The sequence below is a fragment of the Bartonella sp. AA1HLJMS genome (genome assembly GCF_042197445.1).
Taxonomy (GTDB): domain Bacteria; phylum Pseudomonadota; class Alphaproteobacteria; order Rhizobiales; family Rhizobiaceae; genus Bartonella.
Map to the genome: position 1 here is coordinate 1 of NZ_JBHIRW010000014.1, position 19,572 is coordinate 19,572.

The 19,572-nt window shown below is 40.6% G+C and carries 21 protein-coding genes and 3 pseudogenes; 14 read left to right on the forward strand and 10 right to left on the reverse strand.

The annotated features are described in order from the left end of the window. From ACFIQE_RS05235 to virB11, 14 genes are all read left to right on the forward strand, one after another. On the forward strand, positions 1–456 hold a 456-nt coding region (locus ACFIQE_RS05235), incomplete at its 5' end, for a type IV secretion system protein (RefSeq protein WP_375707350.1). A gap of 24 nt (positions 457–480) precedes the next feature. Beyond that, positions 481–753, forward strand: coding sequence for an EexN family lipoprotein (locus ACFIQE_RS05240; protein ID WP_375662847.1), 273 nt, complete (start codon positions 481–483; stop codon positions 751–753). Positions 754–755: 2 nt separating this feature from the next. Next, positions 756–1,190 carry an EexN family lipoprotein gene (locus ACFIQE_RS05245; RefSeq protein ID WP_375707351.1) on the forward strand — a complete coding sequence of 145 codons (435 nt, stop codon included), beginning with the start codon at positions 756–758 and terminating at the stop codon, positions 1,188–1,190. Next, a complete protein-coding gene (locus ACFIQE_RS05250) occupies positions 1,190–1,570 on the forward strand; it encodes an EexN family lipoprotein (protein ID WP_375707352.1) in 381 nt (126 codons plus the stop codon). Before ACFIQE_RS05245 ends, ACFIQE_RS05250 begins: the two co-directional genes overlap by 1 nt. Beyond that, positions 1,570–1,974 (forward strand): EexN family lipoprotein, encoded by a 405-nt coding sequence (locus tag ACFIQE_RS05255; protein ID WP_375630567.1) that lies wholly within the window; start codon positions 1,570–1,572, stop codon positions 1,972–1,974. The genes ACFIQE_RS05250 and ACFIQE_RS05255 overlap by 1 nt, the downstream gene beginning before the upstream one ends. A gap of 283 nt (positions 1,975–2,257) precedes the next feature. Further along, positions 2,258–2,632, forward strand: coding sequence for an EexN family lipoprotein (locus ACFIQE_RS05260; RefSeq protein ID WP_375707353.1), 375 nt, complete (start codon positions 2,258–2,260; stop codon positions 2,630–2,632). 26 nt (positions 2,633–2,658) lie between these two features. Then, positions 2,659–2,796, forward strand: a complete 138-nt coding sequence (locus ACFIQE_RS05265) for a hypothetical protein (protein WP_375689271.1) — start codon at positions 2,659–2,661, stop codon at positions 2,794–2,796. A gap of 130 nt (positions 2,797–2,926) precedes the next feature. Beyond that, positions 2,927–3,226, forward strand: a complete 300-nt coding sequence (locus tag ACFIQE_RS05270; RefSeq protein ID WP_375635551.1) for an EexN family lipoprotein — start codon at positions 2,927–2,929, stop codon at positions 3,224–3,226. Positions 3,227–3,289: 63 nt separating this feature from the next. Continuing rightward, positions 3,290–4,243, forward strand: a complete 954-nt coding sequence (locus ACFIQE_RS05275) for a type IV secretion system protein (RefSeq protein ID WP_375707354.1) — start codon at positions 3,290–3,292, stop codon at positions 4,241–4,243. Positions 4,244–4,249: 6 nt separating this feature from the next. Then, positions 4,250–4,537, forward strand: a complete 288-nt coding sequence (locus ACFIQE_RS05280; protein ID WP_375632018.1) for a type IV secretion protein VblB7 — start codon at positions 4,250–4,252, stop codon at positions 4,535–4,537. Next, complete coding sequence (locus ACFIQE_RS05285) at positions 4,534–5,205, forward strand: virB8 family protein (protein ID WP_375613221.1); 672 nt, start codon at positions 4,534–4,536, stop codon at positions 5,203–5,205. The genes ACFIQE_RS05280 and ACFIQE_RS05285 overlap by 4 nt, the downstream gene beginning before the upstream one ends. A gap of 2 nt (positions 5,206–5,207) precedes the next feature. Beyond that, a complete protein-coding gene (gene virB9 / locus ACFIQE_RS05290; protein WP_375707355.1) occupies positions 5,208–6,059 on the forward strand; it encodes a P-type conjugative transfer protein VirB9 in 852 nt (283 codons plus the stop codon). Positions 6,060–6,086: 27 nt separating this feature from the next. Further along, entirely contained in the window at positions 6,087–7,265 is a 1,179-nt protein-coding gene (gene virB10 / locus ACFIQE_RS05295) for a type IV secretion system protein VirB10 (protein ID WP_375707356.1), read from the forward strand. 17 nt (positions 7,266–7,282) lie between these two features. Next, entirely contained in the window at positions 7,283–8,335 is a 1,053-nt protein-coding gene (gene virB11, locus ACFIQE_RS05300) for a P-type DNA transfer ATPase VirB11 (RefSeq protein WP_375658585.1), read from the forward strand. 812 nt (positions 8,336–9,147) lie between these two features. On the opposite strand, the gene ACFIQE_RS05305 is transcribed toward virB11, so the two are convergent. The 10 genes and pseudogenes from ACFIQE_RS05305 to ACFIQE_RS05350 all read right to left on the reverse strand — a co-directional run. Continuing rightward, complete coding sequence (locus ACFIQE_RS05305) at positions 9,148–9,372, reverse strand: type II toxin-antitoxin system RelB/DinJ family antitoxin (protein ID WP_375629744.1); 225 nt, start codon at positions 9,370–9,372, stop codon at positions 9,148–9,150. A 200-nt stretch (positions 9,373–9,572) separates the two neighbouring features. Next, positions 9,573–9,818, reverse strand: a pseudogene (locus tag ACFIQE_RS05310) (HigA family addiction module antitoxin). A 119-nt stretch (positions 9,819–9,937) separates the two neighbouring features. Then, positions 9,938–10,159, reverse strand: a complete 222-nt coding sequence (locus ACFIQE_RS05315; protein ID WP_375673604.1) for a hypothetical protein — start codon at positions 10,157–10,159, stop codon at positions 9,938–9,940. Between the two features lie 310 nt (positions 10,160–10,469). Continuing rightward, positions 10,470–11,447 (reverse strand): RNA-guided endonuclease InsQ/TnpB family protein, encoded by a 978-nt coding sequence (locus ACFIQE_RS05320; RefSeq protein WP_375620975.1) that lies wholly within the window; start codon positions 11,445–11,447, stop codon positions 10,470–10,472. Between the two features lie 23 nt (positions 11,448–11,470). Next, a complete protein-coding gene (locus tag ACFIQE_RS05325; RefSeq protein ID WP_375620976.1) occupies positions 11,471–11,665 on the reverse strand; it encodes a helix-turn-helix domain-containing protein in 195 nt (64 codons plus the stop codon). Next, positions 11,662–12,283, reverse strand: a pseudogene (locus ACFIQE_RS05330) (IS607 family transposase). The gene ACFIQE_RS05325 and the pseudogene ACFIQE_RS05330 overlap by 4 nt, the downstream one beginning before the upstream one ends. 265 nt (positions 12,284–12,548) lie before the next feature. Then, a complete protein-coding gene (gene glmM, locus ACFIQE_RS05335) occupies positions 12,549–13,922 on the reverse strand; it encodes a phosphoglucosamine mutase (RefSeq protein WP_375611769.1) in 1,374 nt (457 codons plus the stop codon). Positions 13,923–14,476: 554 nt separating this feature from the next. Further along, the gene (gene ftsH / locus ACFIQE_RS05340) at positions 14,477–16,639 is read right to left on the reverse strand and encodes an ATP-dependent zinc metalloprotease FtsH (protein ID WP_375707357.1); all 2,163 of its coding nucleotides are present in this window, start codon (positions 16,637–16,639) and stop codon (positions 14,477–14,479) included. Positions 16,640–16,753: 114 nt separating this feature from the next. Then, a complete protein-coding gene (tilS, locus tag ACFIQE_RS05345) occupies positions 16,754–18,241 on the reverse strand; it encodes a tRNA lysidine(34) synthetase TilS (protein ID WP_375673608.1) in 1,488 nt (495 codons plus the stop codon). An 18-nt stretch (positions 18,242–18,259) separates the two neighbouring features. Further along, positions 18,260–19,572, reverse strand: a pseudogene (locus ACFIQE_RS05350) (tol-pal system protein); the annotation flags it as partial.

Here is a 19,572-nt window from a genome sequence, read left to right on the forward strand (position 1 = left end):
CACTTTCAACAATCAATGGGCAGTGGCGGCGGTGGCGGTGGCGGCGGCAGCAAAAACACGCAAAAATGGCAAGAAGAGCTTAAATACAAAGAGCCCGCAGGGGGCGCAGGATCAAAAGAGGCAGTAGATGCTTTTTACGCACAAGAAGTAAAAAAAGCCGAACAGCGCGTAGTAGGAGAAGCAGCCAAAGGACAAGACGTCTACGAAGAAGCCAGTGAAACACAAAAAAACATTACCAAGCTCCTTGACGAACTTGGAAGTACTAAAGATGCGGGTAAAATTCAAGGCATTCAAGCACAATTATCAGCAGTACAAGCAGACCTCCAAGCAAAAATACTCCAAATGCAAGCCGCCATGATGATTCAACAAGCAGAAGAAAAAGCGGCAGAACAACGTGGCTACGAAGAATTTACAGCACGATATAAAGATTTTGCCAAAAAACTCCGTGGTCAATAAACGGGAGAAAAGAGGGGCTTAAATATGAACAAGATCATCATAACAACATTGCTACTTTGCACAGGGCTGATCACCACTGGATGTGAAAAAACCCATAGCGTAGAAGAATTTAAGAAAGATCACAAATTATACGAAAAATGGAAAATGAAATGTATGACATCAGGGGATCTCGATTCGCAAAATTGTAAAAACGCAGAGCAAGCTTATCGTGAGAGTCTTCCAACATGGGGATGGGGGAGAACTGGCTCAACAAATGACGATAAACAAGAATCTGAAAAGAAACAGGACAGTCATTAATCATGAATAAAGTTCTCATAACAACATTGCTACTTTGTACAGGGCTCATCACTGCTGGATGTGAAAAAACCTATAGCGTCGCAGAATTTAAAAAAGATAAAAATTTGATGGAAGAATGGGGTGCAAGATGTGGATGGTCAGGAACTTCAAAAAATTGTGAAAACCTAAGAGTAGCAGCTTTAGAACTTGAAAAGGAACGTCGGAAAAAAGCTGAAGAAGAAAACCGTAAACTAGATGAAAAATTTAAAGCTGAACAAAAAGCTTGGATTGAAAAAATGAGAGCTGAGAATGAAAAATTCCGAGCCGAACAAGAAGCAAAGCGACGCGCTGAAGAACAACAAGAAGCAAAAGAGCGCGCTGAAGAAGAACAAAAAGCAAAAGAACAAGCCGAACGAGAAGCAGAAGAGCGCGCTAAACAACAACAGGACAATAAATAATGAATAAAGTTCTCATAACAACATTGCTACTTTGCACAGGGCTCATCACAGCTGGATGTGAAAAAACCCATAGCGTCGCAGAATTTAAAAAAGATGAAAAATTACGCTTAGAGTGGGATGCGAAATGTGGATTCGCAGGAACTTCAAAGAATTGTGAAAACATGCGGTTAGCATTTTTAGAACTTCAAAAAGAATATGAAGCAAAAGCAGCAGAAAGAAGTCGTAAAGCAGCAGAGGAGTATAGGAAAGGTATAGATGAACTTATAGCTGAACAAAAAGCTAAACATGAAAAATGGAAAGCTGAACAAAAAGCAAAAGAACAAGCCAAGAGAGAAGCAGAAGAGCGCGCTAAAGCTAAACAACAACAGGACAATAAATAATGAATAAAGTTCTCATAACAACATTGCTACTTGGCACTGGAATTATCGCTGCTGGTTGTGAAAAAACCTATAGCGTAGCAGAATTTAAAAAAGATAAAAATTTACGCTTAGAGTGGGATGCTAGATGTGGATTTGCAGGAACTTCAAAGAATTGTGAAAACATGCGGTTAGCATTTTTAGAACTTCAGAAAGAATATGAAGCAAAAGAAGCAGAAAGAAGTCGTAAAATTGCAGAAGAAAATCGCAAAAGATATGAAGAATTTATGGCGAAACAAAAAGCCAGACTTGAAAAAAGGGAGGCTGAGACTCAAAAAATACTCGAAAAACAAAGAGCGGAAACACGCGCTGAAGAAGAACGAAGAGCAAAAGAGCGCGCGGCAAAAGAACAACAAAATAACCATTAAAACATAATGAAGAGCGGAGCATCTAAATGGCAATAGTAACCAAAGGCATATTTTCTTATATCGACAATATGTTGATGGAGCCCCTTACAAAAACAATGGATAACATCTATTGCGCTTTAGCTGCTCAACTTAAAGAACCTCACAGACTATACAATAGATTTATGGCAAGATTATGTCGCTGCCCTAGATTTATCATCACTGGTTATAAAAAACCGATAACCTAGCATAATTTAAAAATTGTGCTCAAACCTTGTAAAACTGAAAGGAAAAAGGGGAAATATTGATGAATAAAGTTCTCATAACAACATTGCTACTTGGCACTGGAATTATCGCTTCTGGCTGTGAAAAAACCTATAGCGTCGCAGAATTTAAAAAAGATGAAAAATTACGCCTAGAGTGGGATGCGAAATGTGGATTTGCAGGAACTTCAAAAAATTGTGAAAACATGCGGTTAGCATTTTTAGAACTTCAGAAAGAATATGAAGCAAAAGCTGAAGAAAGAGAGCGTGAAGATGACGAACGTTATCGTAAAGCAATGGAAAAAGCTAAAGCTGAAATGAGAGCCAGAATTAAAAAAATGAGAGCTGAGAATGAAAAATTCCGAGCTGAACAAGAAGCAAAGCGACGCGCGGAAGAAGAACAACAAAATAACCATTAAAACATAATGAAGAGCGGAGCATCTCAATGGCAATAGTAACCAAAGGTGTATTTACTTGGATAGATAATACTGTAATGCATTCCCTTACAAGGACAATGGATAGCACCATTACACATCGCTATTGCGCTTTAGCTGCTCAACTTAAAGAGCTTCGTACACTCTAATATATTTATGGCAAGATTATGTCTCTGCCCTAGATTTATCATCACTGGTTATAAAAAACCGATAACACAAGCAGAATTTAAAGATTGTGCTCAAAACTTGTAAAACTGAAAGGAAAAAGGGGAAATATCTATGAATAAAGTTCTCATAACAACATTGCTACTTTGCACAGGGCTCATCACGGCTGGATGTGAAAAAACCTACAGCGTAGCAGAATTTAAAAAAGACGAAAAATTACGTAATGAGTGGACACCTAAATGTATGTGGAAAAAGCCTTCTAAAACAGAATCTCCTCAAAATTGTGAAAACTTAGGAAAAGCACTAGACGAACTTCGTGAAGAATCCTTTCAAAACTATCTAAATAAATATCGTAAAAATGACGATAAGAAAAAAATGAAAGAACAATCTGAAAAGAAAGAGGACAGTAATTAAATCATAAAAATTTGACTCCGTATGGAACACGAACCCCATATGATAAGGAGCGGAGGAAAGACAATGGCAGCGTATGATATATTTACCAAGATAGACAACGGATTGATGGAGCCCCTTACAAGGGTAATGGATAACACCATTGGAAATCTCTCATCGTCTTTATCTACTCCGCTTAAAGCATCTTGTACAATCTACATTATATTTATAGGGTACAATATTATCTATGGGCGTTCTTCCATGCCTTTGTGGGACTTTATAGCAACAATTTTCAAACTTGGCATCATTGTTTCACTCGCCACAAACGCCGCTCTTTATAATGCGTGGGTTAGGGATATATTTTTCAATGATCTGCCGAATGCCATTGCAAATGTCACACAAGGTGCAGCACACTCGGATAAAAATGTATGGGATAATATGATACAAACTGCTGCTGGACACGTTTTTGATGCAGCAAACAACGAAAATGGATTTACGTTTGTTGTTTACTGGCTTGCTGGCCTTGTCTGCTTAGTAATTTCTGCTTTCTTTTGTGCTATTGGTTTTTTCGTCTCAATATTTGCTAAAATTGGTTTATTTCTCGTTATATCAGTGGGGCCCCTCTTTATAAGCCTTTATATGTTTTCCTCAACAAGAAGGTTTACAGAGGCATGGTTAAATCAAACAGCAAACTTCATCATTTTGCAGGTATTAGTAGTTATAGTTGGTGGTCTATATGTTGATCTTTCAACAACCATCCTTTCAGGTAGTGTTCTAGATATGATAATTTCCTTAGTCCAATTCTTCTCTATTGCCAGTTGCGGCATTTTGATTTTCCTCAAATTACCTGATATAGCATCAGCTTTAGCTTCTGGTGGAGCTTCCCTCACAGGCTCAACAAAATTAGGTGTAGGTGCAGGACAAATTGCTGGAAAAGGAGCTTTCCGTGCCGCTAAAGAAGCTGGTCACCTTGCTAATGTAGGTGGTAAAGCCGCTCTTCATGGTCTACAAAAACTCATCTCGAAAATAAGGGAGCACTAAGTTCAAATGCGGGAATTTAAAAAAATTGGGATTATCTTACCATTTCTCTTTCTCAGTGGCTGTGTGTCTTCACCAAACACACTGAAGTCACTCCCAAAGTGTGATGGATATTCTAAACGTCCACTCAACAGATCAATGTGGAATTGGGAAGGGAAAAAACCCACGCCCACGCCCATTATCATCAGTAACAACACCCCTTCACCCCTAAAAGAAGGGAAGCTGGAAATGCTTCTGGCACAAAAATTAACGGATGAAGAAATCAAATCTTACAAAAATTGCGGGCAAAAAGCATGAAAGAAAAAGACATAGAACAATACATTGCTGAAGCACGCTCGTTTGATCAAGATCGCATGCTCGCCTCACGCCGCACCACCCGCGTCTCGCTTGCCATTGCCGGCATCGCGGTTGCTGTTGCAATACTGTCTTCTCTCGCGGTCATCACCCTCACACCCCTTAAAACCGTGGAACCTTTTGTCATCCGCGTCGACAATTCAACCGGCATCACTGAAGTTGTGGAAGCCTTAAAAGAAGGTCCCACCAATGTCGACGAAGCAATCACACGCTACTTTGCGGCAAAATATGTCCGCTCCCGTGAAGGCTTCACCACAGAAGAAACACAACACAACTTCCAAACCGTCTCCCTCCTCTCTTCTTCTGAAGAACAGGAAAGATTTGCCAGCTGGTATGGAGCAAGAAATCCCCAAAGTCCTCAAATTCTCTATAAACACGCCGCTGTTACAATAACAATAAAATCAATCTCCTTTATCAATGACGATGTTGCCCAAGTGCGTTACTACAGAACCATTCACGACAACGACAACAACAAAGAATTCATCACCCACTGGGTTGCAACACTTACCTTTGAATACATCAATGCCCCTATCTCTGTCCAAAACCGTTTGATAAATCCTCTAGGGTTTATTGTTAGTGAATATAGAACCGATCCGGAAGTGGTCAACTGATCATGACAAAAAAAATTCTTTTTCTCATTCTTAACATCGCTATTACCCTTTCTTTAACGCCTAGCCATGCCAGTATTTTTCCCACCCGTGCGCCAAGCGATAGCCGCATTCGCTTTATCAACTATGATGCCTATAATGTCACAAAAATTATTGGCTCCATACGCTCATCGGTACAAATAGAATTTTCTCCCAATGAAGAAATTGCCCATGTGGCAATTGGCAACAGCGTTGCATGGGAAGTCGCCCCCGCTGGCAATATTCTTTTCCTTAAAGCGCGGGAAGTCCAACCCATTACCAATCTCCAAGTCGTCACCACAAAGCTTGATGGCTCAAAGCGCTCCTATCAATTTGAACTCATGGTCAAAGATGGAGAAATTTCATCTGGACAAGAAACATATTTCCTTGTGAAATTTCGCTACCCACAAGAAGAAGCAGAACAAAGAAAGCTTGCAGCCCTTATGCGACAAGAAAAACAACAAGCCCAGCGTATCGATAATGTCTTCAACGCTTCTGAAACCTACGGACCACGCAATTGGGCTTACACCGCTCAAGGATCAAGCGTGCTCGAACCCGCCTCCGTTTATGACAATGGCAAAACCACAACATTTACATTTCCCGACAACCAAGAAATCCCTGCCATTTACATTGTCAGCAATGACGGTACAGAATCGCTGGTTCCCAAAACCACAAGAGGCAACATGGTGATTGTCCATGCCATTAGCGCACGCTTCACCCTAAGACAGGGAAAAAACGTCCTATGCGTCTTTAACGAAGCCTATCAACCAAAAGGCACAAATCCAAATACCGGAACAACCTCACCATCTGTTGAACGTAAAATTGCATCAGATCTTTAAATAAGCGGGAATTGAAGGGGACAACACATGAGTGATAAACCAATCATCGAAGATCGCGGATCTATTGGGGATGGCAAAAACAATAGCGCCAAAACCGCCGGCAAAAAAATAGTTGTCGCAATAGCTTGTATAGGAATCTGCGGCTATGTGCTCTGGAACATCTTAGCCACCCCCACAGAACAAAAAGACACCGCAAAAGCTCATAAAAAACAAGCACAAAACTTTCACAATTCCCTCGCCCCTTTAGAGCTCGCGCCCTCTGACCCGCGCGCCAACATAGCGCCAATAACCTTACCACCCCCACAACCACTCGCACAAGAACCCAAAAAAGATGACCCACTACTTGATGCCGCAAGACGTGCCCCTGTTTTAGCTTTTGCCAAAGGCTCTAAATCTCAATTAAAAGACATCGTCAACACGACTCTCAACCCCTTTGAAAAATTCCATGCCCTTGAAAATCTCGCGAATGCGCAAAATTCTCCTGCCCTTCAAGACACACAAAATTTTGCAACCCTATTAAAGCCTACCACAACAGAAGAAGCAAAAGCAAAAGCAAAACTCATCGGCAATAGAAACTTTATCATCGCCATGGGAACCTCTATTCCCTGTATCTTAGAAACCGCATTAAACAGTGAGCAACCAGGCTTTGCAAGCTGCATCATCAACCGTGATATCCTCTCTGACAATGGGCGCGTTGTTTTGCTTGATAAAGGAACCCAAGTGATTGGCGAATACCGCGGAGGGATAAAACAAGGTCAATCTCGCCTCTTTGTACTCTGGACAAGAGCAAAAACCCCAACCGGTGTCATCATCGACCTTGCCTCACCCGCAACCGACAGTTTAGGCAGAGCCGGTTTTGATGGCAACATCAACACCCATTGGTGGGAACGCTTTGGCTCTTCCCTTTTACTCACCGTTATTGATGGTGCCACAACAGTTTTAACAAATAAAATAGTAGGCAATTCCAATAAAGAAGGTTCAAACAACTCTGGAGGCGGCGGTTTTCAAGGCGCAAACAACACTGGAAAAGAGGCCGCCAGTATTGCTCTTGAAAATCAAATCAATATTCCTCCTACCTTAGAAAAATTTCAAGGCGAACTCGTCAACATTTTCGTAGCAAAAGATCTCGATTTTTCCTCTGTCTATAAACTAGTCGTAAAGAGCAAAAGAAACCGCTCTACTCCCAGCTATTCCTTTTTTCATTAAGCCAATAAAGTCACATTATGCCATCAGCAAAAAATGCAGAACGCGCCTCCATCGTCTTAACAAAATTAAAGATCTTAGATGACTTCCTCAATGATGAAAATTTATTTGAAATTGTTGTCAATCGCCCTGGCGAAGTAATCGTTGAGGGTCCCAATGGTTGGCAAACCCACATCTTAAAAGAGCTAACCTACAGCGAACTAGAAGGGATTGCAAAAGTTGTTGCTGCCTACACAACACAAAAAATCAGTGTAGAAAACCCCGTTCTCTCCGCAACACTGCCAAACAACGAACGCATACAAATTGTTATGCCTCCAGCAGTTGCAGCCAATACCATTAGCATGACCATTCGTAAACCTTCATCACGCACTTTTTCTCTTGAAAGTTTACATGAAAACAATCTGTTTTCTGTTGCCCAAAACACCAGTTTCACACCCACGCAACAAATGACAGAACGATTATCCGAACTCTCTGATACAGACAAAGAGCTAACAGATCTCTTTATCGCCAAAGACTTTTGCACCTTTTTAGAAAGAGCCGTTATTACACAACAAAATATCTTAATATCGGGCAAAACCGGTTCTGGAAAAACAACCCTCTCCAAAGCTTTGATTGCAAAAATCCCTGACTATGAACGAATTCTCACCATTGAAGACACGCCAGAACTTGTCGTTCCGCACGCCAACAAAGTCCAACTCTTTTATTCAAAAGATAACCAAGGCTTAGCAAAAGCAGGCGCAAAAGAACTGCTTGAATCAGGATTACGCATGCGCCCCGACAGAATCCTTCTACAAGAGCTGCGTGATGGTACAGCCTTTTACTACATCCGTAATGTCAACTCTGGTCACCCCGGCTCCATTACCACCGTCCACGCCTCAACAGCCCTTGCAGCCTTCGAACAAATGACCCTTTTAGTCAAAGAAAGTGACGGTGGTGGTAATTTAGCTCGCGATGATATCCGCGGCTTATTAATCTCGATGATTGATGTCATCATCCAATGTAAACGCCTCGAAGGAAAATTTCGTGTAACAGAAATCTATTACGACCCTTTCAAACGCCGTGATGCTTTTTAAAAAAACGCTACCCCTCACACCCTTTTTTATAAGCAAAAACTATACCAATAGAGCTTTCTTAAAAACACGATTAATCGCTTCAAGTTCAGTGTCAATAATCGAAAACAACAAGTAAAAAGAAGTAAAAATATCATCCCCATTCCCAATCACGAATGCGCCCCACAGGAAAACCAAAACGTGCCGAAAATGATATCTATAACCCTATATTTTTTCTGATTTTTTTTTGACATCAATATTTGCAGGAATATCGATACAAAATTTAGTATCAGTTTTACCTTTAGCTTCAGACAAAAGCTTCACAAACACCTTTTAATATACGAGGTCCTGCTTTATGTGCCTTATCCATTATTATTCTTTTCGATATTCATCAAGGCGCAGTTAAATTTTTCTTCAATGCATTCCTCTCTGATTTTGTCAAATTACCTCAAGATGATTGACTGTAAATATCTTCGATCAACACCGGAATATTTTGACCACCCCAAAAGGATATAACCTTATATCCCCACTTTTACTCTTATGCTTTTAAACCTAACTTTCCTTGGCTTCACCTCATTCCTTGCATAAAACCACCAACATCTGAATGAGTAGCAATAAAAGAAACAATATCAAATAATTATTCAGGCGATATGCCTTCTTCTTTCACAGAAATTCAATAAGCTGCCATTTCAATCACGGTTTGCATACATCATTCAATATACGGAAAACACCCATAACGATAATGATGTAAATGAAAAGCTAATTTGAAGTGAATGATCAGAAATATCAAATATCCAAATGACAAAACAAATCTTACCTATCTTCAGCTATATCTCTTAACCCTTGTCACTTCTCTTAACCCTTGTCACTTTTCTCAAAAGTTTAAGCGTTTTCGCATGAGGAATATACATATCAAACGGCAATCCTCTTTCATCAACAACTTTAGCTAAAGAAATTCGTATGAAATCAGACACCGTAAGTCCTAAACTTGCTAATATTTCACCAGCTTCTTTTTTACGTCCTATCATGTGGGTTCGTACAACGTCTTTTGTCACACCCATATTAAACTCTTTTGATTAGCTCTCTTTTGTCATATGGCTTAATAAGGCTTATACAGCATAAGGCTTTATCCTTGCCCTTACCGTATCATATCTATTGATCTTGCACGCGCTATTGCGTTGATTTTCTCCTGTTGTCTCTGTTGCAAAAACTTAACTGCCATTTGAAACTCTTTTATGCAATCTTGATCATGAGACTGTTGTTAAAAAATTGCTTTTGATAGATCATAATTTGTTTGCATAGCAAGCCAAGCACGTGCTGTGCTTACACCAGCCATTTCAAGCCTAATAGCAAGATTAGCACTCATAGCGGCTTTTCCATTTAAAACTCTAGAAAGTGCTACACGAGATATACCAAGCTACTCTGCTGCTTCATTAAAGGATAAACCAAGCTCTTTGATCACATCTTCTCGCAATAATTCACTGGGATGTGAAGGATTCTTCATCATTGTTTAGATCTCCTTTTTGATGATAATCCAGATAATCAACCATTTCGACATCTATGCTATCAAAGCGAAATATTACGCGACAATTTCCATTTACAGTAATTGACTAATAATCCTTGAAATCACCCTTTAGCAGATGTAATCAAAAAGACGGATAACTCAAAATCTTTTGGCGATACATCTCCTTCAAGAGCACTTAGAATACGCTTTAATTTTTGAGCATGGGCGGTTCTAATCCCTTCAGTCGTACCAGTATTATAGAAGGTTTCAATCCTTTTATGTTTAAATCTTAAAATTGTAAATGAATATAGAGTGTACCCTTCCAAAATCCAAAAAATGTTCATTATTTTTACATCACATAGCTTTTTTTACTTTATAAATATTAGAACTATCGTGAAAAAAATTGATCATTCTCATCTCTTTCTCATTATTCTACTAATTATTGGAAAAGTATAAGTTCATAATTAGGAGGAGCTAAACGTAATAGGAGCGTATCATATCTCCAATTGGCAGCGGCACTTAAAAACATCAAGATGATATAACCACAATACTCATTGCTGTTTGATGTTCATGGGGCGCTGCACCCGCTGTATGTCCAGTAAAAAGAATGAATAACACTTAAACTCCGGTTCTATCAAACTTATGTAAATATAATCATTTCTGATTAAATATACTGTTGATTTCCTGCTTCTTCGAGGCTGGTTTCACCAAAGTCACAGGACATTGGCCAGAGCCTTCCTCTCCACAGGCTGACACGGTGGAACTCACCGCCAAGTTTTTTAAATTAATCGCGGCATTAATGTCTCTATCATGGTTCGTACCACAATGAGAACATCTCCACTCACGTATGTTAAGAGGCAATTGTTCAATCTTACATCCGCAATGATGGCAGATCTTACTGCTCGCATACCAACGATCTGCAATAACAATCTGTCGACCATAACGTGCCGCCTTATATTCCAATTGACGGCGAAACTCGAAAAAACTTTGATCTGCAAGGGCACGCGATAAATGCTTATTTTTCAGCAAGCCTTTTACATGAAGATCTTCCAGACAAAATGTACCAAAACGCTGAATTAAATCTGTTGTAACCTTATGCAAATGATCTGTTCTGATATTACTTATCCGTGCATGAAGCTTAGCGAGTTTTTGTTTCTCCTTATAACGATTGCTCGAGCCTTTTTGCTTACGGCTTAGCCTTCGTGATAAGCGCCGTAAACGATTTAGCAAAGCCTTATAAGGTTTAACGCCTCCTATGGTTTCTCCTGTCGAAAGCGTTGCAAGTGCATTGATGCCCAAATCAAGACCAACAATAGCTTGGTTCTCGCTCAGTGACTCTTGATTATCTGTTTCAACGCTAAGACTTACAAACCACCGATCCGCTTTACGGCTAATGGTTGCTGACAAGATCTTTCCTTGAAATCGCAATTGTTCTCGCAGACGAACCCAACCAAGCTTGGGAATTCTTATCTTGAAACCTTGCAACTGTACTTGATCATTGGTCAAAGTAAAACGATCGTGCACTCCTTTCTTTCTAAAAGTGGGATATCGGCTTCTCCCTGAAAAGAAATTCTTAAAAGCCATACCCAATTGAATAATTGCCATTTGTGGAGCATTTTTAGTGACTTCCATTATCCATGGAAATTATTCTCGTTTTAGAGAATTGAATTGTCTACGTAGCGCATAGTCATTAGGCTTTGTAAATTATTATCTTTCTTCCATGCTTCATATTGCTGCTGCCATTCCTTCAGTGCCCAATTATAAGCAAAGCGCGCGCAACCACTGGCTCGAGCCATGTAGCTTCGTTGTTTATTGTTTAAGTCTAGAGCTATTTTGTGAGCAACAATCATTGCGATGCTTCTACAGCTTGACGAACATTTTCTAATAACTTTTGATTTTTTCTCGAACGACTTCCATAAAGACGAGCACTGAAGACAGTAATAATTTCTAAAACATCTTTGGCTAAATCTTCTTCAAAACTGCTTTCTTCTCCTTGATTGAGAATGACAACCTCAACTTGTTTGGCTTCACAAATGGCGAAGACCAATTCCGCACCAAAGCGCAATAAACGATCTTTATGCGTAATCACCAAACGACCTATTTCATTTTCAATGAGAGCATCCAATAAACGTTTAAGACCTTTTTACGATAATTCATCCCTGACCCTAAATCAGAGATGAGTTCATAAGTCCAACCTTGGCTTGCGCAATAAAGCTCGAGAACCTGTTTTTGTCGCTCTAAATCGTCTTTTTGATCATGGCTCGATACACGCGCATAAGCAATGGTTTTTCTTTGTGATAGTTCTCTCGAATGAAAAGCCCAGATCTAAACCTAGATAGGTCATAACGGCGGTGACCTCCTGCCGTATGCTCAGAAATAATTTTGCCTTCACATTCCCAACGGCGTAGAGTGCTGATCGAAACACCCAAAACTTGAGCGGCCTTACCTATCCCAATAAATCTATCCATAATGTATATTATTACACAGATATAAATAGATTATAAGTAAGCTGGTAAAGCCCCCACTACAAACTCTGTTAAACTTAACCGGTTTACGAATAAGTAAAAGAAAAAGGAAAATCAAAAAAAGGCATATTTTTCATATCTTACGAACTATAGAGAAATCTATACGCATTGTAGTTATTAGAATTGGACTTTCCTTTTGTAATTGCCAAAACCCCGCATTAAAATCAGACCTTTATTCAAAGATGATCTGATAATTTTTTCAAAAAATTCAAGATTCCTCAAGTGCAGTCCCCATGCGTACATCATGATGAATAATAACATCCATCAACTCTGTCACGACAGTGTCCAATACTTCTCGTGCATCGCCTTCAGCCATAAGGCGGATAACCGGTTCCGTTCCAGAAGCGCGGATCACCAGCCTTGCCTCTTTTCCCAACCGCTTCTCTGCTTGATCAATGGCCGCTTTGACGGGATTTTTTTTCAAGACATTTTTATTTTTAATCGTTACATTTTTTAAAATTTGCGGTACAGGTTCAAACCGTTTACACAATTGGCTCATAGGGCTTTGACTTTCCTTCATACAGGCTAAAATCTGCAATGCAGCCACCAAGCCATCACCCGTTGTACCAAAATCACTAAGCACGATATGGCCAGAAGCCTCACCACCAACATTATATCCCTTTTGGCGCATGGCATCGACAACATAACGATCTCCAACTTTTGTCCTTACAAGGTGCAACCCTTTGCTATTCAAGAAACGCTCTAGTCCAAGATTTGACATAATCGTTGTGACAACACCATTGCACCGTAATCGTCCCATTTTATGCCAATTTTCAGCAATTACAGCAATTAACTGATCTCCATCAACCGTTTGTGCTTTTTCATCAACAATGAGAACCCGATCTCCATCTCCATCAAGAGCAATCCCCACATCAGCACGCACTTCATGCACTTTTCGTTTTAAAGAGCTTAAATCGGTTGATCCACATTTTTGATTAATATTGGTCCCATTGGGCTCATCATGAATAGCAAAAACCTCAGCCCCCAATTCCCATAAAGCACGGGGAGCCGCTTTATAAGTAGCCCCATTGGCACAATCCACAACAATACGCACAGTATCTAAGCGAACATCACGCGGCAAAGTTCGTTTGGCATATTCAATATAACGATAAATATCTCCCTCAACCCGTTTTGCATAACCAATTTCGGCAGAACTTGCTAAAGACTTTGAAAGATCTGTATCGATCAATTGTTCAATTTTCGCTTCCATATCATCTGAAAGCTTAAAACCATCAGGACCAAAAAGTTTAATTCCATTATCATAGAACGGATTATGAGAAGCAGAAATCATCACCCCAAGATCCGCGCGCAAAGAGCGGCAAAGCATTGCAACAGCAGGCGTTGGCACTGGCCCCAATAAAAAAGCTTCCATCCCCGCAGCAGTCAATCCTGAAACCAAAGCGTTTTCCAACATATAGCCCGATAATCGTGTATCCTTGCCAATCACCACACGATGAGATTGATGTTGTGAGCGAAATAAAACCCCTACAGCCATCCCCACCTTCATGGCAAAATCGGGTGTCATAGGAAATGAATTGGCTTTCCCCCGAATTCCATCTGTACCAAAATATTTTTGCACCATGCCTCTTTCCTTTAATATATAATTCTTCCCTTGGCTTTTCCTTAAAACCCTAACAAGCCCCCTTGGTACAATAGTCCTCCTCTCCCCGTATAAAATCAGATCATTGATCTTAAACCTTCATGCATTTAGACAATCAAGCCCCCTATTCACCATCTACACATCTAAACTACTCTCAAGCAATTATGTTTACACCCTTACACATAAAAGCAATATTATCTCCTCAAAATGCTCTATACATCCCTTTAACACAACCAACGGATAATTTCACACCCTTGCTAAATCCGTAAAGAAATCCAGCACCAAACCTCATACCCTACCAAATCAGCAAGGAAATCTATCGCCTAACCTTACCCCCCCCCTACCACATTAGAAAAGCAACAGTCCACCTCGCCTTGTAGCATGCTAAAGCCGCCATCATACAACGGCTTTGCTTAATTTTTTGCTTCCATATTTTTGCAAATATTACAAGAAAGGCGCAAACAAAACTTGCGCCTTTCTCAAAGAATTTAGAAGTTTTCCTAAAACATCGTCACTCAAGCGATATTAAACAGTTCTTATTTTTCTTTATCATGTCCCGCAGTATTGGACTTCTTTTCAGCATTACTTTTAGAGCGGTTGACTGATTTTGTAGTACCTTTTGTGCTTTGTGCTTTTTTCTCAGTCTCATCCGATTGCACTTCTTTAGACTGAGCCTCCTTAGGCTCAACATTACCGGATTTTGCTGTTTTTTTCCCAACAGCTGCCTCTGCTTTGCCTGCCTCGCCTTTATCTGTCTCTTCTTTATGAAGCACTGTTTTAGGGGCTGCTTCAGCGCTTTTTTCATCTACCACTGTTGTCTCTGTCTTCATTTTTCCAGTTTTTGGAACAGAAGACCCCCGTGGCGCAGCACCCTCATCTTTCTGTGTGCGTGAAGGAGGCTTTCCTGCAATAACTTCGTTAATTTCAGCTCCCGTTAAAGTCTCATATTCCAACAAACCTTGTGCCAAAGCAAACCATTCTTTTCTTTTTGTTTTCAAAATGTTTGTCGCATTTTTATAGGCATCATCAATAAGCTTACGCACTTCCATATCAATCATGCGCGCTGTTTCTTCAGAGACATTTTGTGTTCGCGCAACAGAATGACCCAAAAAGACTTCATCTTGGTTATCGCCATAAGCTACATTTCCAAGCAGATCAGAAAATCCCCACCGTGTGATCATCGCGCGAGCTAATTTCGTTGCTTGTTCAATATCAGAAGAAGCACCAGATGTGATATTTTCCTTTCCAAACTTTAATTCTTCAGCCACACGTCCACCCATCATAATAGCCAAACGAGAAATCATCCACCGATAACTCATAGAATAGCGATCGCCTTCAGGCAATTGCATCACCATTCCCAATGCTCTTCCCCTTGGAACGATTGTTGCTTTGTGAACAGGATCAGCAACCGGCACATTAAGAGCCACAATAGCATGTCCTGCTTCGTGATAAGCAGTGAGTTCTTTTTCCTCTTGTGTCATAGCGGTTGAACGACGTTCAGCCCCCATCATCACCTTATCTTTGGCATCTTCGAATTCTTGCATCGTGACAACTCTTTTATTACGGCTCGCAGCCATAAGAGCAGCTTCATTGACCAGATTCATCAGGTCTGCACCGGAAAATCCTGGTGTTCCCCTTGCCAAAATTTTCAAATCAACGTTAGGCGCTAAAGGCACGTTGCGCACATGCACTTTCAAGATTTGTTCACGCCCAGAAACATCAGGGTTTGGCACAACAACTTGTCGGTCGAAACGCCCTGGTCTTAACAAAGCGGGATCAAGCACATCGGGACGGTTTGTTGCGGCAATAAGAATAATACTTTCATTGGGCTCAAACCCATCCATTTCGACAAGCAACTGGTTTAAGGTCTGTTCACGTTCATCGTTTCCACCGCCAAGACCAGCCCCCCTATGGCGCCCAACAGCATCGATTTCATCAATAAAGATAATACAAGGTGCATTTTTTTTAGCCTGTTCGAACATATCGCGCACACGGCTTGCCCCAACACCAACAAACATTTCCACAAAATCAGACCCTGAAATGGTAAAGAATGGCACATTGGCTTCACCGGCCACAGAACGTGCTAGCAAAGTTTTACCGGTTCCTGGAGGACCAACAAGCAAAACACCGCGTGGGATACGCCCCCCTAAGCGTTGAAATTTTTGTGGTTCGCGTAAAAATTCAACAATTTCTTGAAGATCTTGCTTTGCTTCTTCAACGCCAGCAACATCTTTAAAGGTAATACGTCCTTGCGCTTCATTAAGCAATCTTGCTTTCGATTTCCCAAATCCCATTGCACCGCGTGATCCATTTTGCATTTGCCGCATAAAAAAGACCCACGCCCCCACGATAATAATAACAGGTAATAAGGAAAAGAGGAGATTGAGGAAAATGCTATTTCCAGAGCTTTCAGGAATAGCTTTAACATTAACGTTTTTGCTTTCCAATTTTTGTATCAAACCTGGATCGCGAGGAGCATAGGTTGAAATAGTTCTATGTTCAATGGTTTTTCCTGTTAATTTTTGACCTTGAATGGTCACAGATTTCAACTCATTATTCTCAACTTTTTGCAAAAATTCAGAATAGGAGACTTCTCCACCACCAGAACGTTGGCTATCTCCATTAAAGAGAGAAAACGACACAATCAAAATCAATGCAATAACTCCCCAAATAAGGAGAGAGCGGTAATTGGAATTCATATTCAGCCCACTTAATCAAATATAGATTTCAAACAGTTCCCCTTAACATATAACCTTGTCAGCCCCTTGCCAAGGGATGAGAAGCTGTTTATTTTCTTTTAGAGTAATTTTCCTTTATCTTTTCACCTCAATATTAAAAAAAGGTTCCACAACATTCACCAAGGCTGCATCTTCTCGTGAGGAAAGCCAATCGAAAGGTGCCATAATCCGCTTGACGATAACATGTTTATGAACAACTGCTTGAGAAATCAACTCTGGAATATCATACCCTTTATGATTTGAGATCATCAGCAGCGATTGTAAAGAGGGAAAATGAGGCTTTTCAAGCTCAAAATCGCTATTTTTTAATAAAAATTTCAGCTGTTCTAAATTTGCGGCTCCAACCTTTATAGCCTCATATCCATGATTTGTGATATGATAGCGCCCATCCCATATAAAAGTTTTATCTGGCTCAACAATAGCCTCTTTCATATTTCGCCCTTCACGCCACAAAGAAATTCCCTGCTTGTTATATTCAATAACAGAGCCCGCATAAGTAAAACGCCGCTTTTCTGGAGAATCGAGACAGAGTTTTTGAACAAGCATGCTTAATTTCTGATTGGGGAGCAAATAAAATCCCCCTCCCATCAGCACAGCAAAGAGCCCCACCACAAAAGGAAAACTGGAATGTTTCTGTAAAAACAGCGCAGGCTTTGCTATGAAACAACGCCCATGTTGGACAGTAATATCCAGCGCTAAGATCAAATCAGCAATATTTTTGGCTTGTTGACGACGCTGCAATGCGGCTTCATTTATTTTTTGAGCAATATAAGCCAATTTTTGTGGAGAAAGAGATTGACGCACGCGCACACGTTCAAAATTGCGATCTTCATTGGTTGGATCATCAATCCATGTTTGTCCTTGTAAGCGTAAATAATTCCGTAATGTTTGGCGTTTTACACCAAGGAGTGGCCGAATCAAACGCACTTTTCTATGCAACAGCGCCTCACGCGGAATACAGGATAAACCACGTTCATAGAGGGGACCATAGTTTTTTTCGGCAATATTTTTTCTTGTTTTTCTGGTATGATCCTCATCACGTATACCCTCGGCTTCACCGCGCAAAATACCAGCAAAACCACTGGCATAAACCTCATCGCGCATGGCAACAGCTCCACTATATAAAGCACCTCTATTCTTTTGGAGACGTTGATACCGCATTTGATAGGTCTCAACCTGATCATTGAGTGTATGCCCCGTCATAATAAGTGATGCGCCTTGTTTTTGTGCTTCTTTAACCAAGAGATCATAGCGTGCAACACGCGCGCTGGAAGCAATATGCGTCTTTGGCTTTTCGCCTTCCCATCGCACAGTGATATGTTGAATATCATGGACACGACAAATTTTCGCAACAGTTTCTGCCTCACGCATCGATTCTTTACGCAATTGATGATCAACCGTGACAACAATCATTTCTGGAGGAAATACGAGTGTTTCCAAATGCTCTTTGACCAAAAACATCAAAGCCAAAGAATCACTTCCCCCTGAGACGGCAAGAATCAACTTCTGACATTGAATAAAATCCGATGTTTTAAAGAGATTTCTTGCCAGTCTAACGCACACCGAAAACGACCTCGCTGTTTATTTTGCAGGTTTACAAAAAACAGATGCTAATGTTTGTTGACGTTTTGATTTTTTCACAAAATGAGCACAATCGTCTTTATTTGGCTCAAGAGCGACCATACTTCTTGCTAATTTCAGTAAAATCTCGGAGGTATAGAGCTTCTTTTTATCTGCATACCATGCGGTAAGATAAACTTGTGCTGCTTCATGATAGCGTTTTTGCCCCAACAAAGATTCGGCCAACCAAAATAAAGCATCATCACTCAAAGGATCTTTTTTGTAACGATTTTGAAAAGCGCAAAAGCTTTTTTCAGCATCAACATAGTTAGCAGAACGAATAAAATCATACCCTTCCTTATACAAAGCTTTAGAAGAAGAAAGATTGTCACTCTGATGTGCTTCAATTGGAGCACTTACTTCATGCGCTTTGTTAAAAGGTTGACTGTTTTCATGGTCATGGCTCTCCACCTTAGCTTCTACAGCAGCAACCTTTGTCTGGTCACCTGTACTATGGTCCTGCTCCATCTCTTCTTTTACAGTCTGAGATTTTTCATCTACAGCAGACTTTTCAAAAGAACAAGAATAAACAGAAGAGGCTTCTGTATCAAAAAGCTCGTGAAACTGCTTGTTAACATTTTTTAAACTGTTATGCTCAAGCACCATTCGTATCTTATGCAAAAGCTTATCTAAATCATAATCTTTAAATAAAGCCTGTTGATTCTCTAAAATAATCCCTTGGTGCTCCGCAACACTAGTAGCTTTTTCTATCACATCAGATGCTGCTTTATCGGCTGCTTCAGGTGCTTCCTTCATAGCATCAACAGCCTTATTAACAGCGTCAGTGGCTTTTTCCGCCGCGCTAGATGCTGCTTTATCGGCTGCTCCAGGTGCTTCTTTCATAGCATCAACAGCCTTATTAACAGCGTCAGTGGCTTTTTCCGCTGCATCAGATGCTGCTTTATCAGCTGCTTCAGGCGCTTCCTTCACAGCATCAACAGCCTTATTAACAGCGTCAGTGGCTTTTTCCACCGCGCTAGCGGCTGCTTCAGGTGCTTTCTTCACTGCATCAACAGCCTTATCAACAGCGTCAGTGGCTTTTTCCGCCGCGCTAGATGCTGCTTTATCGGCTGCTTCAGGTGCTTCCTTCACAGCATTGACAGTCTTATTAACAGCGTCAGTGGCTTTTTCCGCTGCATCAGATGCTGCTTTATCAGCTGCTTCAGGTGCTTCCTTCACAGCATCAACAGCCTTATCAACAGCGTCAGTGGCTTTTTCCGCTGCATCAGATGCTGCTTTATCAGCTGCTTCAGGTGCTTCCTTCACAGCATCAA

Coding starts and splice junctions, on each gene's coding strand:
- ACFIQE_RS05250 (WP_375707352.1), top strand. CDS start 1,190: ATGAATAAAGTTCTCATAACAACATTGCTACTTTGCACAGGGCTCATC.
- ACFIQE_RS05275 (WP_375707354.1), top strand. CDS start 3,290: ATGGCAGCGTATGATATATTTACCAAGATAGACAACGGATTGATGGAG.
- ACFIQE_RS05320 (WP_375620975.1), bottom strand. CDS start 11,447: ATGGAAGTCACTAAAAATGCTCCACAAATGGCAATTATTCAATTGGGT.
- ACFIQE_RS05315 (WP_375673604.1), bottom strand. CDS start 10,159: ATGAACATTTTTTGGATTTTGGAAGGGTACACTCTATATTCATTTACA.
- virB11 (WP_375658585.1), top strand. CDS start 7,283: ATGCCATCAGCAAAAAATGCAGAACGCGCCTCCATCGTCTTAACAAAA.
- ACFIQE_RS05325 (WP_375620976.1), bottom strand. CDS start 11,665: ATGATTGTTGCTCACAAAATAGCTCTAGACTTAAACAATAAACAACGA.
- virB10 (WP_375707356.1), top strand. CDS start 6,087: ATGAGTGATAAACCAATCATCGAAGATCGCGGATCTATTGGGGATGGC.
- ACFIQE_RS05270 (WP_375635551.1), top strand. CDS start 2,927: ATGAATAAAGTTCTCATAACAACATTGCTACTTTGCACAGGGCTCATC.
- glmM (WP_375611769.1), bottom strand. CDS start 13,922: ATGGTGCAAAAATATTTTGGTACAGATGGAATTCGGGGGAAAGCCAAT.
- virB9 (WP_375707355.1), top strand. CDS start 5,208: ATGACAAAAAAAATTCTTTTTCTCATTCTTAACATCGCTATTACCCTT.
- ftsH (WP_375707357.1), bottom strand. CDS start 16,639: ATGAATTCCAATTACCGCTCTCTCCTTATTTGGGGAGTTATTGCATTG.
- ACFIQE_RS05280 (WP_375632018.1), top strand. CDS start 4,250: ATGCGGGAATTTAAAAAAATTGGGATTATCTTACCATTTCTCTTTCTC.
- ACFIQE_RS05305 (WP_375629744.1), bottom strand. CDS start 9,372: ATGGGTGTGACAAAAGACGTTGTACGAACCCACATGATAGGACGTAAA.
- ACFIQE_RS05245 (WP_375707351.1), top strand. CDS start 756: ATGAATAAAGTTCTCATAACAACATTGCTACTTTGTACAGGGCTCATC.
- ACFIQE_RS05255 (WP_375630567.1), top strand. CDS start 1,570: ATGAATAAAGTTCTCATAACAACATTGCTACTTGGCACTGGAATTATC.
- ACFIQE_RS05285 (WP_375613221.1), top strand. CDS start 4,534: ATGAAAGAAAAAGACATAGAACAATACATTGCTGAAGCACGCTCGTTT.
- ACFIQE_RS05260 (WP_375707353.1), top strand. CDS start 2,258: ATGAATAAAGTTCTCATAACAACATTGCTACTTGGCACTGGAATTATC.
- ACFIQE_RS05265 (WP_375689271.1), top strand. CDS start 2,659: ATGGCAATAGTAACCAAAGGTGTATTTACTTGGATAGATAATACTGTA.
- ACFIQE_RS05240 (WP_375662847.1), top strand. CDS start 481: ATGAACAAGATCATCATAACAACATTGCTACTTTGCACAGGGCTGATC.